This is a genomic window from Haloferax sp. s1 (assembly GCF_058382125.1).
Map to the genome: position 1 here is coordinate 1 of NZ_JBZRPK010000677.1, position 14,537 is coordinate 14,537.

Genomic DNA, 14,537 nt, shown 5'->3' on the forward strand with positions numbered 1-14,537 from the left:
CGCGCCGCACGGGTGCCCAGGCCTGGCGGGGGCGTTTCCGACGCGCCGATTCCCCCACTTCCTGGATGGTTCCCCGGGCGGCGCTGGTTCGCGCGGGCGCGCCGGCACCGGGGAGCGTCACCGCCCGCGCGTCTTCTCCGTCTCTCTTCCGGACGCGGCCGCGGTCTCCGATTTTCACGCCGGCGTTCGCCCGCGTGTCGGCGTCGACGAGCATTTCGCCAGCTTCTGCGCCGGGACGAGCGGGCCACATCTTTGCGACCGTTTCGCGCGGCCCCTCGATGACGACCGTTTCGCCACTCAACACGCCGAGTTCTCGGCGCGCCGCTTCGGGGAGGCGGGCGATGCCGCGTCCCGCGTCGCGTTTCTCGGCGGCGCGGACGACGAGCGTCACCCCGTTTTCGGACATGGCTGTCGCTTCGGCGGCTCTGCCCTTGAGCATTCTCCTGGAGTAATCATTTTCTGGATTCGTGCGGTACAATCACACATGGTTGCCACGACGGAGAAGGATGGTGCGACGTGGTACCGCTGTGATGAGTGTGGGATGCTGTTCGACGTCGAGCAAGACGCAAAGGCGCACGAAGAGAACTGCGATACTGATAGCCCGTCGTACTTGCAGTAGTGGTCGGCAAAAACTGCAGTAGTGGTCGGCGAAATCGGTAATCGGCGGCGGGGAGGAGAAGTCTCGGTGTGAGTGACTACTACGTCGGGTCGTGCTCGGCTGCGATACGCTCTGCGTGTTCGAGTGACGTCGCTCGCTCCCACCGGACCTGTTCGCCGTCGCCGTAGGCGAGCGCCTCCTTTAGCTCGTCGCGGAGAACGCCGACGCCGCGTCCGACGAGGTCACCGTCTTCGTCGCCGAGTTCGTAGTAGCCGTAGGCTTCTGGCGCGCTTCCAATCGTCCGCTTTTCCAGTGGCTCCCAGCGCTTTCGGAGCATCACTCGGAGACGAACTCGTAGGAGTCTTCGCCCCAGTCGTCCTCGACGAAGACGAACACGCGCCCGCGAGCGACGTCGGGGTCGGCCTCCACCTCGAATCGGTGGCCGGGGAGCCGCCGCACGACGACGCCGGGGAACAACTCTTCTTCTTCCTCTTCGGCGAGGATGACACGGCCGACGCCGCTGGATTCGAGCACTTCGTCGTGGGTCTTCAGGTCGTTGACGTACATCATCACGCCTTCCGTCTCGGTCGGGTCGGTGACGAGGACGTGCACTTCCTTTCCGGGGCCGGTCGATAGCGTGCCCGTGACGGTCTGGGGGACGCCCCGATAGACCGTCGTTCGGTTGTCGATGTACTCCACTTCGACGCCGAAGTCGTGGAGTTCGACGCCGAGGGTGCTCGGAGCAACGTCGTTTCGGGCGCTCATACGCCACCGTAGCCGCGGGGACGGGAAAAACATCGCGTCTCGCAATCCCGCGGGATATCGCGAACGCAACAATGCGGGCGAAAACGGCATGGACCGCCACACATAACACTGCGTGCCAACCTCCGGCAAGTATGCACGGCCGAGCCACCGCCCCCGGGGCGGGAACCGTCTTGAACGCCCTCGCGACGGGCACCGGCTCCGCGTTTGCTATCGACGCCGAGACCTCCGCGTCGGTCGAACTGAACGACGCCGACGGAGTCCGCGGCACCATCGCGGAGGCTCCCGACGCAGACACGCGACTCATCGAGCGCTGTGTCGACCTCGTCGTCGAGGAGTTCGGAGACGGCGAAGGCGGGACTGTCGAGACCGAAAGCGAGGTTCCGATGGCCGCCGGACTCAAGAGTTCCAGCGCCGCCGCCAACGCCACCGTGTTGGCGACGCTCTCCGCACTCGGCCGCTCGGTCGGTCCCGACCCGGACGACGACATCTCCCGCATCGACGCGTGTCGACTCGGCGTCCGCGCCGCCCGCGAGGTCGGCGTCACCGTCACCGGCGCGTTCGACGACGCGGCCGCATCGATGCTCGGCGGCGTCGTCGTCACCGACAATACCGAAGACGAATTAGTCACCCGCGACGAACTCGATTGGGACGTGCTCGTCTGGACACCACCCGAGCGCGCATACAGCGCCGACGCCGATGCAAGCCGATGTGAGAACGTCGCGCCGATGGCGACCCTCGTCGCCGACCTCGCCCTCGACGGCCGGTACGCCGAGGCGATGACCGTCAACGGACTCGCCTTCTCCGCCGCACTGGACTTCCCGACCGACCCCGCCGTCGAAGCGATGCCCATCGCCGACGGCGTCTCGCTTTCCGGAACCGGCCCGAGCGTCGTCGCGGTCGGCGACCGCACGGACCTCGAACGCGTCCAGACGCTATGGGACGCCCGCGACGGCGAGACAAGACTGACCACCACACGAACTGACGGAGCACGAATTCTATGACAGACGACACCACAGACACGGCCGAATCGGTTCAGGAGATGTCCCTCGACGAACTCCGCGAAGAAATCGAGGATATCGACCGCGGAATCGTCGAACTCATCGCCCGCAGAACCTACGTTGCAGATACGGTTGCGCAGGTCAAAGACGAGAAAGGACTGCCCACGACCGACGAATCACAAGAAGAGCGCGTGATGGAGCGCGCCGAGAAGAACGCGGCGCACTTCGAGGTCGATTCGAACCTCGTGAAGGCGATTTTCCGGTTGCTTATCGAGATGAACAAGGCCGAACAGCGAGAGAGCAGGTAGCTGAAATAGGTCTCAGGCTCTAGATTACCGGTCGGTGACTGACTGCTCCCGGGCTAACATCGTTTTTCCGCACTAGGTGGCGTCTACGGTGTCTCCGACTCCAGATGGTCGATCAGACCATCGCGGAAGAGCTGTCGCGTCCCTTCGGGGCCGGTGAGAGTCAGAACCGTCTCCTCGTATGGCGGCGATACCGAGATCTCGTAGTCGGCGAACGCACAACATTTCAATTCGGACGACGTGAACTGAGCGACCGCCAGTAGCGACTCGTCAGTCCCGTCGAACCGAACGTTCAAGCCATCCACGGACTCCTCAAATCCGACATAGTTGGCGCTGAGACGCGAGCGGACCTCCTTGCTCCGTTCCTTCTCTTGTTCTTCGGTTAGCGTACACACAACGTCTCTTGTCGAGTCGTTCTGACTCATAGTGTGCTATTACTTTGAAGATGAGAGTGTTTATACTGTCAAGTCCGAAGTATTGGACTAAGTTCGGTGAATAAAAGCTATGACAGAGACACCAGACTCGTTACCTGACGACCCAACTGTGGAGAATTCTGATATAACCTGCTACTGTCCATTGGGTGGAGTGATGGACCTGTTGAGTCGCCGCTACGCCATGCAGGTAATCTGCGTCGTTGGTGCAATCGGGCCAGCCAGATATGGCGAAATAGAAGATACCTTCGGCGAGGTGAGCAGTTCGACGCTGTCGGCCCGCCTCGATGACCTCGTCGAGGCTGGGTACCTCTCTCGAGAGCAGTACGCGGAGATTCCGCCTCGCGTCGAGTACGAACTCACCGAAACGGGTGACGAACTCCGGGAGAAGCTCGACCCCCTTCTCGAATGGGCGGACGAACAGGAGAATCTCGTATAACGTTCAGGGCGATTGGCTGAACCACTTTGCGAGCCCTGCACTCGTCGTCATCTCGACGATTCCAAAGACGACTGCGGGGAGTGTCGCTGCCGTCGGGAAGCCCGCTCCGACGAGGAGTGCAGCGGCGACGGCGAAGTCACGCATTCCAATCGACAGTGTCGCGGCGATACGCTCCCTCCGAGTGAAGTTCCGACCGACGAGCCAACCGACGGCATAGCCGGTACTGTTGAGGACGACCGCACCGACCACAACGAGAAGTAGCACAGCACCGCCATCGCGAACGGTCGACGCGTTGGCCGCAGCGACGATTCCGATGATGAGAATCACCATGACTCCCGACACAGACGGATAGATATCATCGTACTGTCCGATTTGACCAGGCCACCGGTACCGGGCTCCGACCGCGAGGGTCATCGGGATGACCACCGCGAGCAGCAACTGTTCGACGATTACCAGCGGATCGACCGGGACCGACGCGCCCAGAAGTACGGTCACGACTCCCGGGACGAGGACGAGCGTTCCGAGGCCGACCACGACGAGAACGACCGTTGCGAGGGCTGTATCACCCCCGCTGAGTTCGGTCATTGTCGGCGTAACGAGTTCTGGTGTCACCGCACCCAATACCACAAATCCAGCAGTGAGCGCTGGAGAGAGGCCAAGCGTCCGGGCGATTGCAAACGCGAGCAAGGGCATCCCAGTCTGCACGACGAGAATCGTGAGTACGGTCCGGCCACGGAGTTGGCGGAACCGCTCGGGCGCAAGTGTTAGTGAAACCGCTCCGATCATGACCGCCAGAATCGGCGTCGACAGCGGCGTGAGAAATGCGAGTGACGGGGTGAGAAGCCCAACGCCGACCGAAAGAAGCACCCAGATTAGTAGATACTCGTCGACGAGGGTTGTAACCCGAGTCACGACGCTATCTGACATCGATGTGGTGAATCCGTCCATGCGGGGTTTGGTCGTTTGTATTCCCGTTTGCTGCCGTGTTGTGAACTCATAGCGGCGATTGCGACCAGTGGGAAGATCGTTCTCCGCAATGCCTGCGTTTCGGGTACCGTCTACGAGTACCGACAGCCCGCTGCTTGATAGAGTTCGGGTATGGTGTTTGGGAAGTAGTTAGGCTTCTGCCGGGAGCCTGTCGTTGATTGCCTCGACGATGAGGTCCAAGTCGAGGGCAGCGCCGTGGGCGTCTTTATCCCAAATCGTCTCACCGTCGGCAGTCACGATGAACACACCGCCGTGGCCAGGAGAGAGTGTCACTCCATCCAGCTTCTGGCCGAATTCGTCCAGGAGTCGGGTCTGGGTTTCTACCGCTGTGTCAAGCAGTCCGCAGGGAACGCAGTATTCGATTTCGACTGACGTCATACCTCTCCTTGGGTGATCCCGCTGTAAAGCTAGGACAAGGGCTCCCTGACCAAGTTAGCGGAGCCTAACCATCACCTCGTCAGTCAGCTGTTGTGACCGTCTCTCCGCCATCGACGACGTATTTCGGTCCAGCACCCAACTGAGCACGCTGCCGTAGACGAGATGCAGGACGAGGGTTGCAACCGCAACTTCGGCGTGGTCGCGGTACGAATCCCGCTTTCAGTCTGTGTTCGGTCACGAGGCCGACCTAACCGAGTAGCCGCTGTGCTGGCCACGAGCGGGAACCAGAACCCCTCTCCAATAGTAAGAGTACCAGAGAACCGACCAGAACGCTGAGGTTCTTCCAATCCGGCCCAACGTACAGTACGGCAACGAGCATCACCGGGATGAGCGAGAAGGCCGCGAGTCGCTCTCCGACTCCGGCGAGGAGTAGCACGACCGCTCCCACTTCGATGAACCCCGCAACGATGACCATCAGTGTCGGAGCGGGCATTCCGATTGCATCGAAGAAGGCAACAGAAGTCCCGTGGGTGATGAACTTGCTCAGAGCCGGTTTCGCAACGAGTGCGGCGAGAACGAGACGAAAGCCTGTGAGAGCCCAATCCGGAGTCGACTGACGAACCGACTCGACGCGGGCACCATATGTGTCTTCCATAGAGGTCAGTGAGCAAGACAGTGAATAAGCGTAAGCGAAGGCCGTACTGATGTGGTGCGCATCCCTAACCTACCCAGTATGCAGTATCAACTGTTGCTAAGCGACTTAGTAGCGCAATAATAATAGCTTTACATCCGTTACCGCCAACAGAAATGGGGAACGCGACCGAGCAAGCGTGTGTTGCGTCGTGGTGTGCCGACGATGACTGGTGTACTGTGACGTGTACGGCTCATCTCATCGGGAAGAAATGGCATCCCGTCATCATCCATCGATTGCTCGCACACGGCCCGCTCGGATTCAACGCCCTCAAAGCGGAGATCGACACTATCTCCAGCACCGTCCTCTCGAATAGTCTGGAGGACCTAGAGGAAAACGGGCTCGTGAATCGCGCAATCGTGAGCGAGAAGCCATTCCGCGTCGAGTACTCCCTGACCGAACAGGGGGCCTCGCTAGAGCCCGTAATTGAAGCGATGGACGAATGGGGAGACGGGTATCTTCGGGAAAGCTCGTCCTAGAGTTCTATGACTCCCTCAGACTAGCGGTCGCCCGTGGCAAGCGACTCGAGAACGGTGTTGATCTGCTCCAATCGCTCACGCTGTCCGTCGATCCCGTGTCGCTCGGCGAGGTACTCGGCGTCGTTGTACGTTACTTTCACTTGGCCCCCGAGCAGGTACTCACCACGTCCGAGTCGGAAGAAGGTCGATAGCGCTTGCAACCCGGTTTTCACCTTCGACAGGGACGATAACGCGCATATCTTCGTTGTAGTCCGCGAGTAGTTCTCTGCATACACCGCACGGCGGAACGATTCGAATCTCGGTTGCATCGTGGTGGGACATCGGATACGCCACGGCGACACAGGTCTGGGAGCGACGAGTTTACAGATATTCTCCTCGGCTGAGAGAGGTGCAGTCGCACTCGCTATTCTTCAATCGTGAGCGTGAACCCCCAATCGAACTCGTCCCACGTCGTATCCGTTCTGAACCTCGGCAAGAAGGAGTCCACAAAACGGTACTTCTCTGCGGGGAGACAGACATCACTCTCAGCGACAGGGCCGAACCACTTGTCTGTCGTTGCCTCCAGTATCTCTCGTTCTGGATACTGCAGTACGGTGTACTCCGTCTGCATGGTCTCGCCCACATCGAGGGGCCGAAATCGGAGCACGTCGTTACAGCTGAATCGAACGAGATTCGTCTGCCAACAACCCTCGACCGGGCGGTCGGGAATAATCTGTTCGTCGGTTCCGAAGGCGTACTTCTGAATCCCGGTATCGCTCGGAACGAGGACAATCGGGAACTCACCTTCACACCAGATGTTGGAGAACGGTTGAATCGCCCCAAATCCGACTATCTGTTCCGTCGAAGCACGGTTCTCGAGCGACACTCGAATCCGAGCGGGTTCGTCAGATGAAAAATCGCGCACCTTCTCAATACCGAGCCGGAAGGGGACATCCTTCGGCTGTTGGTCACCTGTAACGTCGATACTCGGGAAGCGCTCGGAGGACATACTGGTTGATTGGGTCCCTGTCAAGATGAAATGTCCCACGGGAGAACAAGAAAACAAGTGGCACTGAGACGAGTTATGGCGAGTCTCGCCTGCAAAGCCCTCACTTATCATCGGCAATGAGCTATGCTAACATGGTAAATGGATCATGGCATCAGTCATCGCTGAACTCCGTGTCTCTGGCCCGGGTGCCATCTTAACAGAGAAGGCTTTACAAGCGCTTCCAGAGGCAGAAATCAGGATTCAGTATCAGGGAACATCTGAGCAAGCGGGAATCGTCGTCCGCGGTTGTGACTTCGATGAATTCGAAGCGGAGGTCCAATCAGACCCGTCTATCGACACCTGCGAGCGCGTAGCCGACTTCTCCGATGTCCGCGTCTACAACATCACAGCAGGGGCTACTCAGACGCTTATCTCGGAACTCCTCGCGACAAAAGGCATCCAAATTCTCGAAGCGACGAGTCCAGCAGGAGACTCAAACTGGCGACTCCGTGTCCGAAGCCCGAGCCGAGACTCCCTCTCCGAATTCATCGCAGAGTGCCGTGAAATGGATGTCTCCGTCCAGTTGGCCACTCTCTATTCAGAAACGAGTCCGCCTGACGAAGTTGACTTCCAGTGCCCCGCGATGGAGACTCTGACCGACGACCAGTACGACGCCCTAGAGAGTGCCTGCGAGATGGGATATTTCCAAGTCCCGAGAGGTGTTTCTCTCAGTCAGTTGAGTCAGGAGTTCGGTATTGGCTCTCAGGCCATGTCAGAGCGACTTCGTCGGGGTGTGAACACTCTCATCGAAGCGCATCTTCGACGCGATGCGGCGGAAGCCAACGAATAGCTGACTCTGCTTGATTCCTGCTGGTGGTTTACAATTCGTTCAGCTGTGATGGGGAAGTCACTGATAGATGGGAGGTACCGATGGACAAAAATAATGCACCTGTAATGTCTCCTGAGCGATATGAAGAGGGACCACAGCGTCTCAACCCTGCGTAGGGGCATCAACAGAGACAACCAAGACACCGTACGAATCGTTCAGCCCTCGCTTACTACCGGGTCGAAGTACGGTTCTCGAACGGTGGTGATTCGATGACCGAAACGGCATCCGAGTCGCGTCAGAGTCTCGCCGAATTCCTCGGTGCTAACGTTCCCACGCTCTTCGGCCTGTTCGTCGCACTCGCTGGCCCGATGCTGGTCGGAGAGTTCCTTTTGTTCCCTTTGACTGCTGAATTTTCGGGACTGGCTGAAATCCCGTTCTGGGTCGGGCATCTGTGGTTGACTCTCGGTGTCTTGGTCGCTCTCGTCTTGTACTGGGAACGAGAGTCGCTCGCGTCAATCGGAGTCGCGCGGCCAACACTGGCTGATATCGGGATTGGCGTCGCCGGATTCGTCGTCGGTGTCATGGTGTTCATGCTCTCCCAACCGCTCCTTTCGGCGGTCGGTCTCTACGATGCCAACAGCGGCCAAGCCCTGCTTTCGCAACCACTTCCAGTCGTCCTCGCCTCGGCAATCACCGCCGGTATCGTCGAAGAGGTTCTCTTCCGCGGCTATCCTATCGAGCGCCTTCTCGAACTCACGGGCAACGTGTGGCTCGCCGCCGGAATCCCACTCGCTGTTTTCACTGCAATTCACATCCCACTGTGGGGAGTCGGAACAACGCTCCAGATTGGCGCGTGGTCCGTGGTCGTCACGGGTGTCTACCTCTGGCGACGGACGCTCGTCGCGCCGATAGTAATGCACCTGCTCAATGACATCGTCGGGTTCGTTATCCTTCCTGCGCTAGGCTGACTTCGACTCTCTGGAACGTCCTCCTTGAGAACAATTTCACGGCCGCAACGAGCCACTGAAACCTCGAAAGCTCGGTTCGGCCGTCTACGAAAATAACGGTTCTGAGTGAATTTTTAATCAGTGACAGTTTGTCAAAGTGGTGCTGAATAGAGAGTGCGCATCTCGAACGGTAGTAGTCCCCGCCAGGCCCAAGTGTGTCAAACACTAACATAGGTGTGAGATATGTCCACTCCCATTGTTCGCACCGACAAATCGGTATTCGACCGTATCCGCGATGCAATCCTCAACCGCGGCGACCCCGACCACAAAGAGAAGCCAACTGGGCCAGGCGCGCCCACGCCGGGGTGAGTGGTAATCGGTTCTCGCGCCACTATCGAAGTGTTATTCTGCGAGATTCGCAGGCGGTATCGCAGGACTTCTCGGGGGGCTCCCGTGGGCGGTTCTGGTGTATCTTGCCAGTGCGGGTGCGTTTGAGTCGATTGGCTACCACAAGGTGCCGTCCACATCGGAATCAACAGCGCCGCGCCCAGCCTGTTGACTCTGTGGCAGGAGGTTGGACTGGCCGTCCTCCTTGTCGGGACACTCGTCGCTTTCGCCGTCAGCGGGGGAGTCATCGCTGGACTCGAACCGGACATACTCGGTGAACTCCGCGAAGAACTCTCAAGTTCGAGTTGAACCCCCTATATCTCGCCCTCGTAAGTGACTCGCAATCGGCCTACGACACACTATCTCGGATGACCATCACCTTCACCCGACGGACCGAATCGAAATCCCGGAGTTGGTACGTCAACTCGCGCACGCGTTCGGCGGGACCGCGACAGAACAGCGATTCGAGACACCACTCGCCCTGATGGGTGTGGCTGGTGTTGAGAATGATATCCTGATACTCGTGTTGCGTGCTGTGGAGTTCTTGTATCACGTCGTGGTGGCGGTAGTCGAAGCCGACGAGCGCAACGACCTCGCCGGTCGTATCTTCGAGTCGGGAGTGGGATTCGATGAACTCCAACATCGCCTCTCGAACGGCACGCGAGCGGTTTTCGATTCCTTCGTCCTGCCAGACCCGGTCGAACTCTTCGACCACCTCGTCGGGTATGTTGAAACTCGTCCGCATCACTCAGAACTGACTCGTGCAGTTACAAGATACCCCCTTACCACGGTCGTCCTGTTATGACGATTCACCCAATTCGGTATTAACAACCGCTAAAGTCCGTGTTTTCCAAGGCTAGCCTAGAACCGTGTTCTCAGGTGATACATTCGGGTTGCTGGCTGGGGCAGTGGTACTCGGGGCAATCCACGGCATCGAACCGGGTCACGGCTGGCCGGTCGCGGCGTCGTACGCCCTCGACCAGGCGAACAAGTGGGTGTACGGGTTCGCGGCGAGTTTCATCCTCGGCGTCGGCCACCTCGTCAGCAGCATCGCGATGGTGGGGGTGTTCTTCTATGCGAAGGAGTACTTCGACCTCACACAGGTCAACGAGCCGATTACGATAGTGGGCGGCGTCCAAATCGGCGGCCCGGTTAGTCTGGTTGCCGGTGTGTTGCTCATCGCGCTCGGTATCCGAGAGTACACTCACGGCCATTCCCACGGAAGCCATGGGGAGGGCCATGGGACCGGGCACGGCCACCCCCACGGTTCTCACGACCACGACCACAGCCACTCGAACAAACTCAGCCGTATCAATTTACTCGAGCACGGTCGACTCCACAGCCACGACACCGACCACAGCTACGACACCGACCACGACACCGACCACTGCCACGACTCCGACCACGAACATACCTACGGTCAAGATGACGACAGGCTGCGGTCCCGAATCAAGCGATTTATTCCGTTCCTCGGCGGACACTCACACTCGCACGACGGGCTTGATTCGGCCGCAGACCGCGGTCTCTTCGGCATCGCGTGGTTCGCGTTCGTCCTCGGATTCGCACACGAAGAGGAGTTCGAGATTATCGCACTCTGTGCCGGGTCGAACTACTGTCTCGAACTGATGGGTGCGTACGCGATTACTGTCGTTGTCGGCATCGTCGGACTGACGATGCTCCTGATTGCAGGCTACCAGCACTACGAGGAGAAAGTCAAGCAGTACACACCGTATCTTCCTGCGTTCTCGGCTACCGTCCTCGTCGTAATGGGCGTCGGCTTCGTTTTCGGTGTGTTCTAACCCCCAGTTCCTTTTCGGACGGGGCCACATCGAACGCGCCGATACGTTCGTCGACGTGTGGGCGACGAAACGGGTCCGTACTCCCGATTATCGGACATGCTCCAAAACAATTAGTTAACAAATATAATAATTATTAACAATATTTAATGCGGTAGCCAGTGAACAACCAGTTGGTTCTGGCGGGAGCGGTCCCGCATCGAATTTCGAATGAAGTGCTTGAGTCGTACCCGCTGGAACCACCAGGAGACACAGACAATGGCAACGAAATCTGAGGGAGGAGACATTGACGAAATACGGAAAGATATCGAAGAGACACTCGGGTTTGTCCCCGGATTCTGGGAACTGAACGACGAAGACCTCGTCAACGAGTGGCCGAACTTCAAACGCCACGCGTTCGAAGAGACCGCGATTCCACCGAAGTACAAGGAACTAATCGGGCTTGCAATTGCGGCGAACATCAAGTGCCCGTACTGCCAGCACTTCCACAAAGAAGCGGCCAAGATGCACGGCGCGACCGAGGAGGAGCTCAAAGAGATTGCCTTCCTCTCGAGTTGGACCGCGCGCTACAGTGCCATCATTCACGGGATGGACTACGACATGGACACGTTCGAAGACGAATTCGAACGGATGGCCGAGCACCTCGAAGAACAGATGACCGCTGACGACTGAGTATCCATAAATCGCCCCGGATACGCGGCCACCCTCCTATTTTGGCTTCGATTCGGCACGCACCCTGCCAGCGTGGTGAGCGTTGCGTCACATTCCGCGAAAATTCCGGGTAACAGAATAGTCGCACCCCACCGCCGGTATCTCCTTACTGGTGGAGGTCGAAGCTATTGTTGGAATGCCAACAGAACAAGCGGAAACGACGTGGACAGGTGGAAAAAGCGGCAGTGGTGACTTTAAGACCGAAAGCGGTGCTGTCGAGGGGACGTTTACGTTCCCGACGCGATTCGAAGACGAGGTGGGGTCGAACCCCGAAGAACTCATCGGCGCAGCCCACTCCGGCTGTTTTTCGATGCAACTGACGGCGTCCCTCGAAGACGAGGGGTTCACTCCGAACAGCCTCCACACGGTGGCGGATGTACACCTCAAACCAGCCAGCGGTGGTGGATTCGAGATTCCACAAGTCGAACTGACGCTGGAGGCTGACATTCCCGACATCGACGACGAAACGTTCTCGACACTCGCCCAGCGGGCGAAGGAGAACTGCCCCGTCTCGAAGGCGCTGGCCGGTCCGGAGATTACGTTAGACGCGTCGCTCGTCTGAATCGTCGTCAGTTCGAGTCAGTAGATTCGTTATTTTTCGGTGCTCCTGCCGTTAGGACTCGCGGTTGCTTACTGCGGTAATCGAGGGCGTCGATTCGAAGATATTGTCGCAGACGGGACAGCGTTCTTCGACCCTCTCGACCCATTCTGCAACCGTCTGGTCGTTCACATCGGCGTCTATGTCGAGAACGACCCGGATTTCTTGGTAGCCCGCGCGAGCGTCTGTGTTATCGCCCTTGTAGACTCGCGGGTCGACGTCGCCGGCGACCGAGATGGTGAGGTCGGCCAGTTCGAATCCCATCTCCTCGGCGACCAGATGACCGACGACGTTGTAGCAACCGGCAATCGACCCGAGCATGTACTCTCCCGGCGTGCCGTCGCCACCGATGTCGAACTGGTTTCCACCCGACGTTTCGAACTGCATCTTCGAAGCGTCGACTCGTGACCCCTCGACCGACGTTGTCTTCGTGTGCGTGCGTTCGGTGCTCATGTTAGTATTCAATACACTGACGGGATGCTTAGTTATGTTCGCTCCAAGCGCAGGGACTCAGCGGTTCTCTTCGAACCAGTCGACCGCGAAGTCGACGAGCGTCGGTTGGTCCACGAGTTTGGCCGTCGCGGCGGCGACCTGCCCCGCAGTAACCCCGACTTCCGACTCGAAGTCAGACCCGAGTTCCTCGAAATCGTCGCTGTCGATTCTGATGTCTTCGTACTCGAAGACGACGCGTTCGCCGTCTCGGAGGAGCGGCGCAGTTCCCTGCTTCCGCTCTTTTTCGAAGTCGGCGCGGTACTCCGCGAGGTGGAGTGAGGTGTTACTGTCGTGGCCGACGCCGAGAAGGAGGACGTCGCCGTCGCGGTCGTAGACCCGTGCGAGTGGCGATTCGTTTCCGAGGCCGTTATCGAGACTGTGGTCGGCAACGATTTCGTCGGCGTCTGCGCCCCACGCAGCAAACGAGTACAGCGGGTGTTCGCTTCGGACGGCTTCGGGATAGTTACGGAAGCACTCCGGAATTGCACCCATACCCCGGGTCGGCGTCACTTCAGGCCGGAACGGCGGCCGCGAGTCGTCGATTATCTCGACCCAGTGGTCCGGAACTGGAGGTTCCTGCCAGACCGAAGGGTCGGAGTACTGCGTCGAGTGCGTCGGCATGACGAGCGTTCCCGATTCCGTCAGCACCTCTTGGAGCGCATCGACGACCGCCTGCGGGCCGCCAGACACCCAGCCGAGCGACCGCAGGGAGGAGTGGACGGTGAGGGTGTCGCCGGCTTCGACACCGAGCGCGCGGAGGTCGGACGCGAGCGAGGAGACGGTTCCCGGTTCGTCCACCTGCTCGATAGCGTCGGCTTCTGACATACGCCGATTGTCATATGGTCTATAGTTCAATGTTTTGCTCCTCGGGTTGTTGTCACCGAAATGGTTAATTTCATCCCTCGGTTTATGTCAATCATGTCTGGTTTATCGGCTAGAGGTGCCCTCCGTTACGCCACCGAAGACAGTGTCGTCGGCCTCTTTTTGGTCATCTTCGGTGGGTGGGTGGTCTTCGCTCTCGGTGGAGTCGCATTCGGTGGCCATCTGCTCGGATTGGTGTCGTTTATCGGTCTCATCGTGTCTGCCGCCGGCGCGTTCGCTATGTTCGCTGGTATCGTCGCCACCGCGTACAAAGTGCTAGTCGATAGTCGAAGTGCCTAGGAGACGGCAAAAACGCTGATTTTGGCGCTCTCTCAGTCCATGTACGTCTCTGCGAGCGCATCGAGCGCCTCGTGTCGATGTGTCGTGTGTGGAGCAGTCAACGGGGAAACAGAGATACGTCCTTCGACGACGGCCCGGCGGTCGGTCCCATCGGGGTCTGGAATGTTGCCAGTCTGCATTCGCTCCCAGACGGCGTCGTGGAGTTTGACGGTTCCGTTGTTGTACTCGGCGGTCATGTCGTACAGCTCTGAGGGGTACGTCACCTGCATGTCCGCAGGCTCACCGTCCGGGTCGGGCATCGGCGCGTTGACGTTCAGGTAGTCGCACTGCCCGAAGACGCCCGCGGATTTGGCATGTTTGGCGAGGTATGTCGCCGCCGCGGTCGCCTCGCGGAAGTCCTCCGGCTCAGTCGCCTTCTCGTGCCACGCGCGGTCGCCGCCACCGGGAACGTACAGCGAGAGGGCAATGGCTGGCACGTCGAAAAACGCGGCTTCGACGGCGGCGCTGACGGTTCCCGACCGGCCGAGGACGTACGCCCCGATGTTGGCTCCTTTATTGATAACGTAGACGACCATGTC

General features: G+C 59.1%; 26 protein-coding genes and 1 pseudogene. 13 read left to right on the plus strand and 14 right to left on the minus strand.

Translation table 11 applies throughout. The features are described from left to right. Positions 1-406, minus strand: a pseudogene (locus tag QT222_RS16785) (AAA family ATPase); the annotation flags it as partial. A 78-nt stretch (positions 407-484) separates the two neighbouring features. Between QT222_RS16785 and QT222_RS16790 the strand changes: the two are divergent. Beyond that, the gene (locus QT222_RS16790; protein WP_004057079.1) at positions 485-619 is read left to right on the plus strand and encodes a DUF7128 family protein; all 135 of its coding nucleotides are present in this window, start codon (positions 485-487) and stop codon (positions 617-619) included. A 79-nt stretch (positions 620-698) separates the two neighbouring features. Here the strand turns inward: QT222_RS16790 and QT222_RS16795 are convergent, their stop codons facing one another. Both QT222_RS16795 and QT222_RS16800 read right to left on the minus strand, forming a co-directional pair. Next, positions 699-935 carry a DUF7508 domain-containing protein gene (locus QT222_RS16795; RefSeq protein ID WP_004057081.1) on the minus strand — a complete coding sequence of 79 codons (237 nt, stop codon included), beginning with the start codon at positions 933-935 and terminating at the stop codon, positions 699-701. Further along, positions 935-1,363, minus strand: a complete 429-nt coding sequence (locus tag QT222_RS16800; protein ID WP_004057083.1) for a DUF5796 family protein — start codon at positions 1,361-1,363, stop codon at positions 935-937. The genes QT222_RS16795 and QT222_RS16800 overlap by 1 nt, the downstream gene beginning before the upstream one ends. Positions 1,364-1,494: 131 nt before the next feature. Between QT222_RS16800 and QT222_RS16805 the strand changes: the two genes are divergently transcribed. Together QT222_RS16805 and QT222_RS16810 are read left to right on the plus strand one after the other, a co-directional pair. Continuing rightward, a complete protein-coding gene (locus tag QT222_RS16805; protein ID WP_491477828.1) occupies positions 1,495-2,364 on the plus strand; it encodes a shikimate kinase in 870 nt (289 codons plus the stop codon). Then, positions 2,361-2,669 (plus strand): chorismate mutase, encoded by a 309-nt coding sequence (locus QT222_RS16810; protein WP_004057087.1) that lies wholly within the window; start codon positions 2,361-2,363, stop codon positions 2,667-2,669. Before QT222_RS16805 ends, QT222_RS16810 begins: the two co-directional genes overlap by 4 nt. 83 nt (positions 2,670-2,752) lie before the next feature. On the opposite strand, the gene QT222_RS16815 is transcribed toward QT222_RS16810, so the two are convergent. Next, a complete protein-coding gene (locus QT222_RS16815) occupies positions 2,753-3,091 on the minus strand; it encodes a Zn-dependent oxidoreductase (protein WP_491477829.1) in 339 nt (112 codons plus the stop codon). A 163-nt stretch (positions 3,092-3,254) separates the two neighbouring features. Here QT222_RS16815 and QT222_RS16820 point away from each other — a divergent pair, with 163 nt between their 5' ends. Further along, positions 3,255-3,536 carry a winged helix-turn-helix transcriptional regulator gene (locus QT222_RS16820; protein ID WP_004057093.1) on the plus strand — a complete coding sequence of 94 codons (282 nt, stop codon included), beginning with the start codon at positions 3,255-3,257 and terminating at the stop codon, positions 3,534-3,536. A 3-nt stretch (positions 3,537-3,539) separates the two neighbouring features. Here QT222_RS16820 and QT222_RS16825 read toward each other — a convergent pair whose 3' ends face one another. From QT222_RS16825 to QT222_RS16835, 3 genes are all read right to left on the minus strand, one after another. Further along, complete coding sequence (locus QT222_RS16825; protein WP_491477830.1) at positions 3,540-4,463, minus strand: bile acid:sodium symporter family protein; 924 nt, start codon at positions 4,461-4,463, stop codon at positions 3,540-3,542. Positions 4,464-4,652: 189 nt separating this feature from the next. Beyond that, complete coding sequence (locus QT222_RS16830) at positions 4,653-4,901, minus strand: Rdx family protein (RefSeq protein ID WP_004057097.1); 249 nt, start codon at positions 4,899-4,901, stop codon at positions 4,653-4,655. 247 nt (positions 4,902-5,148) lie between these two features. Then, positions 5,149-5,556, minus strand: coding sequence for a DoxX family protein (locus tag QT222_RS16835; RefSeq protein ID WP_491477831.1), 408 nt, complete (start codon positions 5,554-5,556; stop codon positions 5,149-5,151). Between the two features lie 152 nt (positions 5,557-5,708). Here QT222_RS16835 and QT222_RS16840 point away from each other — a divergent pair, with 152 nt between their 5' ends. Continuing rightward, on the plus strand, positions 5,709-6,071 hold the full coding sequence (locus QT222_RS16840) for a winged helix-turn-helix transcriptional regulator (RefSeq protein ID WP_491477832.1): 363 nt from the start codon (positions 5,709-5,711) through the stop codon (positions 6,069-6,071). Positions 6,072-6,091: 20 nt separating this feature from the next. Here the strand turns inward: QT222_RS16840 and QT222_RS16845 are convergent, their stop codons facing one another. The 3 genes from QT222_RS16845 to QT222_RS16855 all read right to left on the minus strand — a co-directional run bounded on the left by QT222_RS16845 (position 6,092) and on the right by QT222_RS16855 (position 7,059). Continuing rightward, on the minus strand, positions 6,092-6,271 hold the full coding sequence (locus QT222_RS16845; protein WP_491477833.1) for a hypothetical protein: 180 nt from the start codon (positions 6,269-6,271) through the stop codon (positions 6,092-6,094). Next, positions 6,231-6,392, minus strand: a complete 162-nt coding sequence (locus QT222_RS16850) for a hypothetical protein (RefSeq protein ID WP_491477834.1) — start codon at positions 6,390-6,392, stop codon at positions 6,231-6,233. The genes QT222_RS16845 and QT222_RS16850 overlap by 41 nt, the downstream gene beginning before the upstream one ends. Positions 6,393-6,474: 82 nt before the next feature. Then, the gene (locus tag QT222_RS16855; RefSeq protein WP_491477835.1) at positions 6,475-7,059 is read right to left on the minus strand and encodes a hypothetical protein; all 585 of its coding nucleotides are present in this window, start codon (positions 7,057-7,059) and stop codon (positions 6,475-6,477) included. Positions 7,060-7,204: 145 nt separating this feature from the next. On the opposite strand from QT222_RS16855, the gene QT222_RS16860 reads away from it, so the two are divergent. The 4 genes from QT222_RS16860 to QT222_RS16875 all read left to right on the plus strand — a co-directional run bounded on the left by QT222_RS16860 (position 7,205) and on the right by QT222_RS16875 (position 9,510). Continuing rightward, complete coding sequence (locus tag QT222_RS16860) at positions 7,205-7,888, plus strand: helix-turn-helix domain-containing protein (protein ID WP_491477836.1); 684 nt, start codon at positions 7,205-7,207, stop codon at positions 7,886-7,888. Positions 7,889-8,136: 248 nt separating this feature from the next. Beyond that, positions 8,137-8,835, plus strand: coding sequence for a CPBP family intramembrane glutamic endopeptidase (locus tag QT222_RS16865; protein ID WP_491477837.1), 699 nt, complete (start codon positions 8,137-8,139; stop codon positions 8,833-8,835). A 222-nt stretch (positions 8,836-9,057) separates the two neighbouring features. Then, a complete protein-coding gene (locus QT222_RS16870) occupies positions 9,058-9,183 on the plus strand; it encodes a hypothetical protein (protein WP_269321954.1) in 126 nt (41 codons plus the stop codon). Between the two features lie 186 nt (positions 9,184-9,369). Continuing rightward, positions 9,370-9,510, plus strand: a complete 141-nt coding sequence (locus QT222_RS16875; protein ID WP_155844682.1) for a hypothetical protein — start codon at positions 9,370-9,372, stop codon at positions 9,508-9,510. Between the two features lie 40 nt (positions 9,511-9,550). On the opposite strand, the gene QT222_RS16880 is transcribed toward QT222_RS16875, so the two are convergent. Continuing rightward, complete coding sequence (locus QT222_RS16880; protein WP_491477838.1) at positions 9,551-9,946, minus strand: CopG family ribbon-helix-helix protein; 396 nt, start codon at positions 9,944-9,946, stop codon at positions 9,551-9,553. Between the two features lie 124 nt (positions 9,947-10,070). Here QT222_RS16880 and QT222_RS16885 point away from each other — a divergent pair, with 124 nt between their 5' ends. The 3 genes from QT222_RS16885 to QT222_RS16895 all read left to right on the plus strand — a co-directional run bounded on the left by QT222_RS16885 (position 10,071) and on the right by QT222_RS16895 (position 12,270). Further along, entirely contained in the window at positions 10,071-11,000 is a 930-nt protein-coding gene (locus QT222_RS16885) for a hypothetical protein (protein WP_491477839.1), read from the plus strand. Between the two features lie 255 nt (positions 11,001-11,255). Then, complete coding sequence (locus QT222_RS16890) at positions 11,256-11,669, plus strand: carboxymuconolactone decarboxylase family protein (RefSeq protein ID WP_014732287.1); 414 nt, start codon at positions 11,256-11,258, stop codon at positions 11,667-11,669. A 175-nt stretch (positions 11,670-11,844) separates the two neighbouring features. Beyond that, positions 11,845-12,270, plus strand: coding sequence for an OsmC family peroxiredoxin (locus QT222_RS16895; protein ID WP_491477840.1), 426 nt, complete (start codon positions 11,845-11,847; stop codon positions 12,268-12,270). A 51-nt stretch (positions 12,271-12,321) separates the two neighbouring features. Here the strand turns inward: QT222_RS16895 and QT222_RS16900 are convergent, their stop codons facing one another. Next, positions 12,322-12,759 (minus strand): OsmC family protein, encoded by a 438-nt coding sequence (locus QT222_RS16900; protein ID WP_004057115.1) that lies wholly within the window; start codon positions 12,757-12,759, stop codon positions 12,322-12,324. Positions 12,760-12,816: 57 nt separating this feature from the next. Beyond that, complete coding sequence (locus QT222_RS16905) at positions 12,817-13,623, minus strand: AAC(3) family N-acetyltransferase (protein ID WP_004057116.1); 807 nt, start codon at positions 13,621-13,623, stop codon at positions 12,817-12,819. Positions 13,624-13,716: 93 nt separating this feature from the next. On the opposite strand from QT222_RS16905, the gene QT222_RS16910 reads away from it, so the two are divergent. Further along, complete coding sequence (locus QT222_RS16910) at positions 13,717-13,959, plus strand: hypothetical protein (protein WP_491477841.1); 243 nt, start codon at positions 13,717-13,719, stop codon at positions 13,957-13,959. A gap of 32 nt (positions 13,960-13,991) precedes the next feature. Here the strand turns inward: QT222_RS16910 and surE are convergent. Next, positions 13,992-14,537, minus strand: a 546-nt coding sequence (gene surE, locus QT222_RS16915; RefSeq protein WP_491477842.1) for a 5'/3'-nucleotidase SurE, incomplete at its 5' end; no start/stop codon positions are given.

What these genes read in the sequence shown, in the direction of transcription:
- QT222_RS16880 (WP_491477838.1), bottom strand. Translation starts at nt 9,946, where the DNA reads ATGCGGACGAGTTTCAACATACCCGACGAGGTGGTCGAAGAGTTCGAC.
- QT222_RS16910 (WP_491477841.1), top strand. Translation starts at nt 13,717, where the DNA reads ATGTCTGGTTTATCGGCTAGAGGTGCCCTCCGTTACGCCACCGAAGAC.
- QT222_RS16840 (WP_491477832.1), top strand. Translation starts at nt 5,709, where the DNA reads ATGGGGAACGCGACCGAGCAAGCGTGTGTTGCGTCGTGGTGTGCCGAC.
- QT222_RS16865 (WP_491477837.1), top strand. Translation starts at nt 8,137, where the DNA reads ATGACCGAAACGGCATCCGAGTCGCGTCAGAGTCTCGCCGAATTCCTC.
- QT222_RS16805 (WP_491477828.1), top strand. Translation starts at nt 1,495, where the DNA reads ATGCACGGCCGAGCCACCGCCCCCGGGGCGGGAACCGTCTTGAACGCC.
- QT222_RS16825 (WP_491477830.1), bottom strand. Translation starts at nt 4,463, where the DNA reads ATGTCAGATAGCGTCGTGACTCGGGTTACAACCCTCGTCGACGAGTAT.
- QT222_RS16895 (WP_491477840.1), top strand. Translation starts at nt 11,845, where the DNA reads ATGCCAACAGAACAAGCGGAAACGACGTGGACAGGTGGAAAAAGCGGC.
- QT222_RS16800 (WP_004057083.1), bottom strand. Translation starts at nt 1,363, where the DNA reads ATGAGCGCCCGAAACGACGTTGCTCCGAGCACCCTCGGCGTCGAACTC.
- QT222_RS16850 (WP_491477834.1), bottom strand. Translation starts at nt 6,392, where the DNA reads ATGTCCCACCACGATGCAACCGAGATTCGAATCGTTCCGCCGTGCGGT.
- QT222_RS16830 (WP_004057097.1), bottom strand. Translation starts at nt 4,901, where the DNA reads ATGACGTCAGTCGAAATCGAATACTGCGTTCCCTGCGGACTGCTTGAC.
- QT222_RS16900 (WP_004057115.1), bottom strand. Translation starts at nt 12,759, where the DNA reads ATGAGCACCGAACGCACGCACACGAAGACAACGTCGGTCGAGGGGTCA.
- QT222_RS16855 (WP_491477835.1), bottom strand. Translation starts at nt 7,059, where the DNA reads ATGTCCTCCGAGCGCTTCCCGAGTATCGACGTTACAGGTGACCAACAG.
- QT222_RS16860 (WP_491477836.1), top strand. Translation starts at nt 7,205, where the DNA reads ATGGCATCAGTCATCGCTGAACTCCGTGTCTCTGGCCCGGGTGCCATC.
- QT222_RS16890 (WP_014732287.1), top strand. Translation starts at nt 11,256, where the DNA reads ATGGCAACGAAATCTGAGGGAGGAGACATTGACGAAATACGGAAAGAT.
- QT222_RS16820 (WP_004057093.1), top strand. Translation starts at nt 3,255, where the DNA reads ATGGACCTGTTGAGTCGCCGCTACGCCATGCAGGTAATCTGCGTCGTT.
- QT222_RS16870 (WP_269321954.1), top strand. Translation starts at nt 9,058, where the DNA reads ATGTCCACTCCCATTGTTCGCACCGACAAATCGGTATTCGACCGTATC.
- QT222_RS16810 (WP_004057087.1), top strand. Translation starts at nt 2,361, where the DNA reads ATGACAGACGACACCACAGACACGGCCGAATCGGTTCAGGAGATGTCC.
- QT222_RS16795 (WP_004057081.1), bottom strand. Translation starts at nt 935, where the DNA reads ATGCTCCGAAAGCGCTGGGAGCCACTGGAAAAGCGGACGATTGGAAGC.
- QT222_RS16790 (WP_004057079.1), top strand. Translation starts at nt 485, where the DNA reads ATGGTTGCCACGACGGAGAAGGATGGTGCGACGTGGTACCGCTGTGAT.
- QT222_RS16905 (WP_004057116.1), bottom strand. Translation starts at nt 13,623, where the DNA reads ATGTCAGAAGCCGACGCTATCGAGCAGGTGGACGAACCGGGAACCGTC.
- QT222_RS16835 (WP_491477831.1), bottom strand. Translation starts at nt 5,556, where the DNA reads ATGGAAGACACATATGGTGCCCGCGTCGAGTCGGTTCGTCAGTCGACT.
- QT222_RS16815 (WP_491477829.1), bottom strand. Translation starts at nt 3,091, where the DNA reads ATGAGTCAGAACGACTCGACAAGAGACGTTGTGTGTACGCTAACCGAA.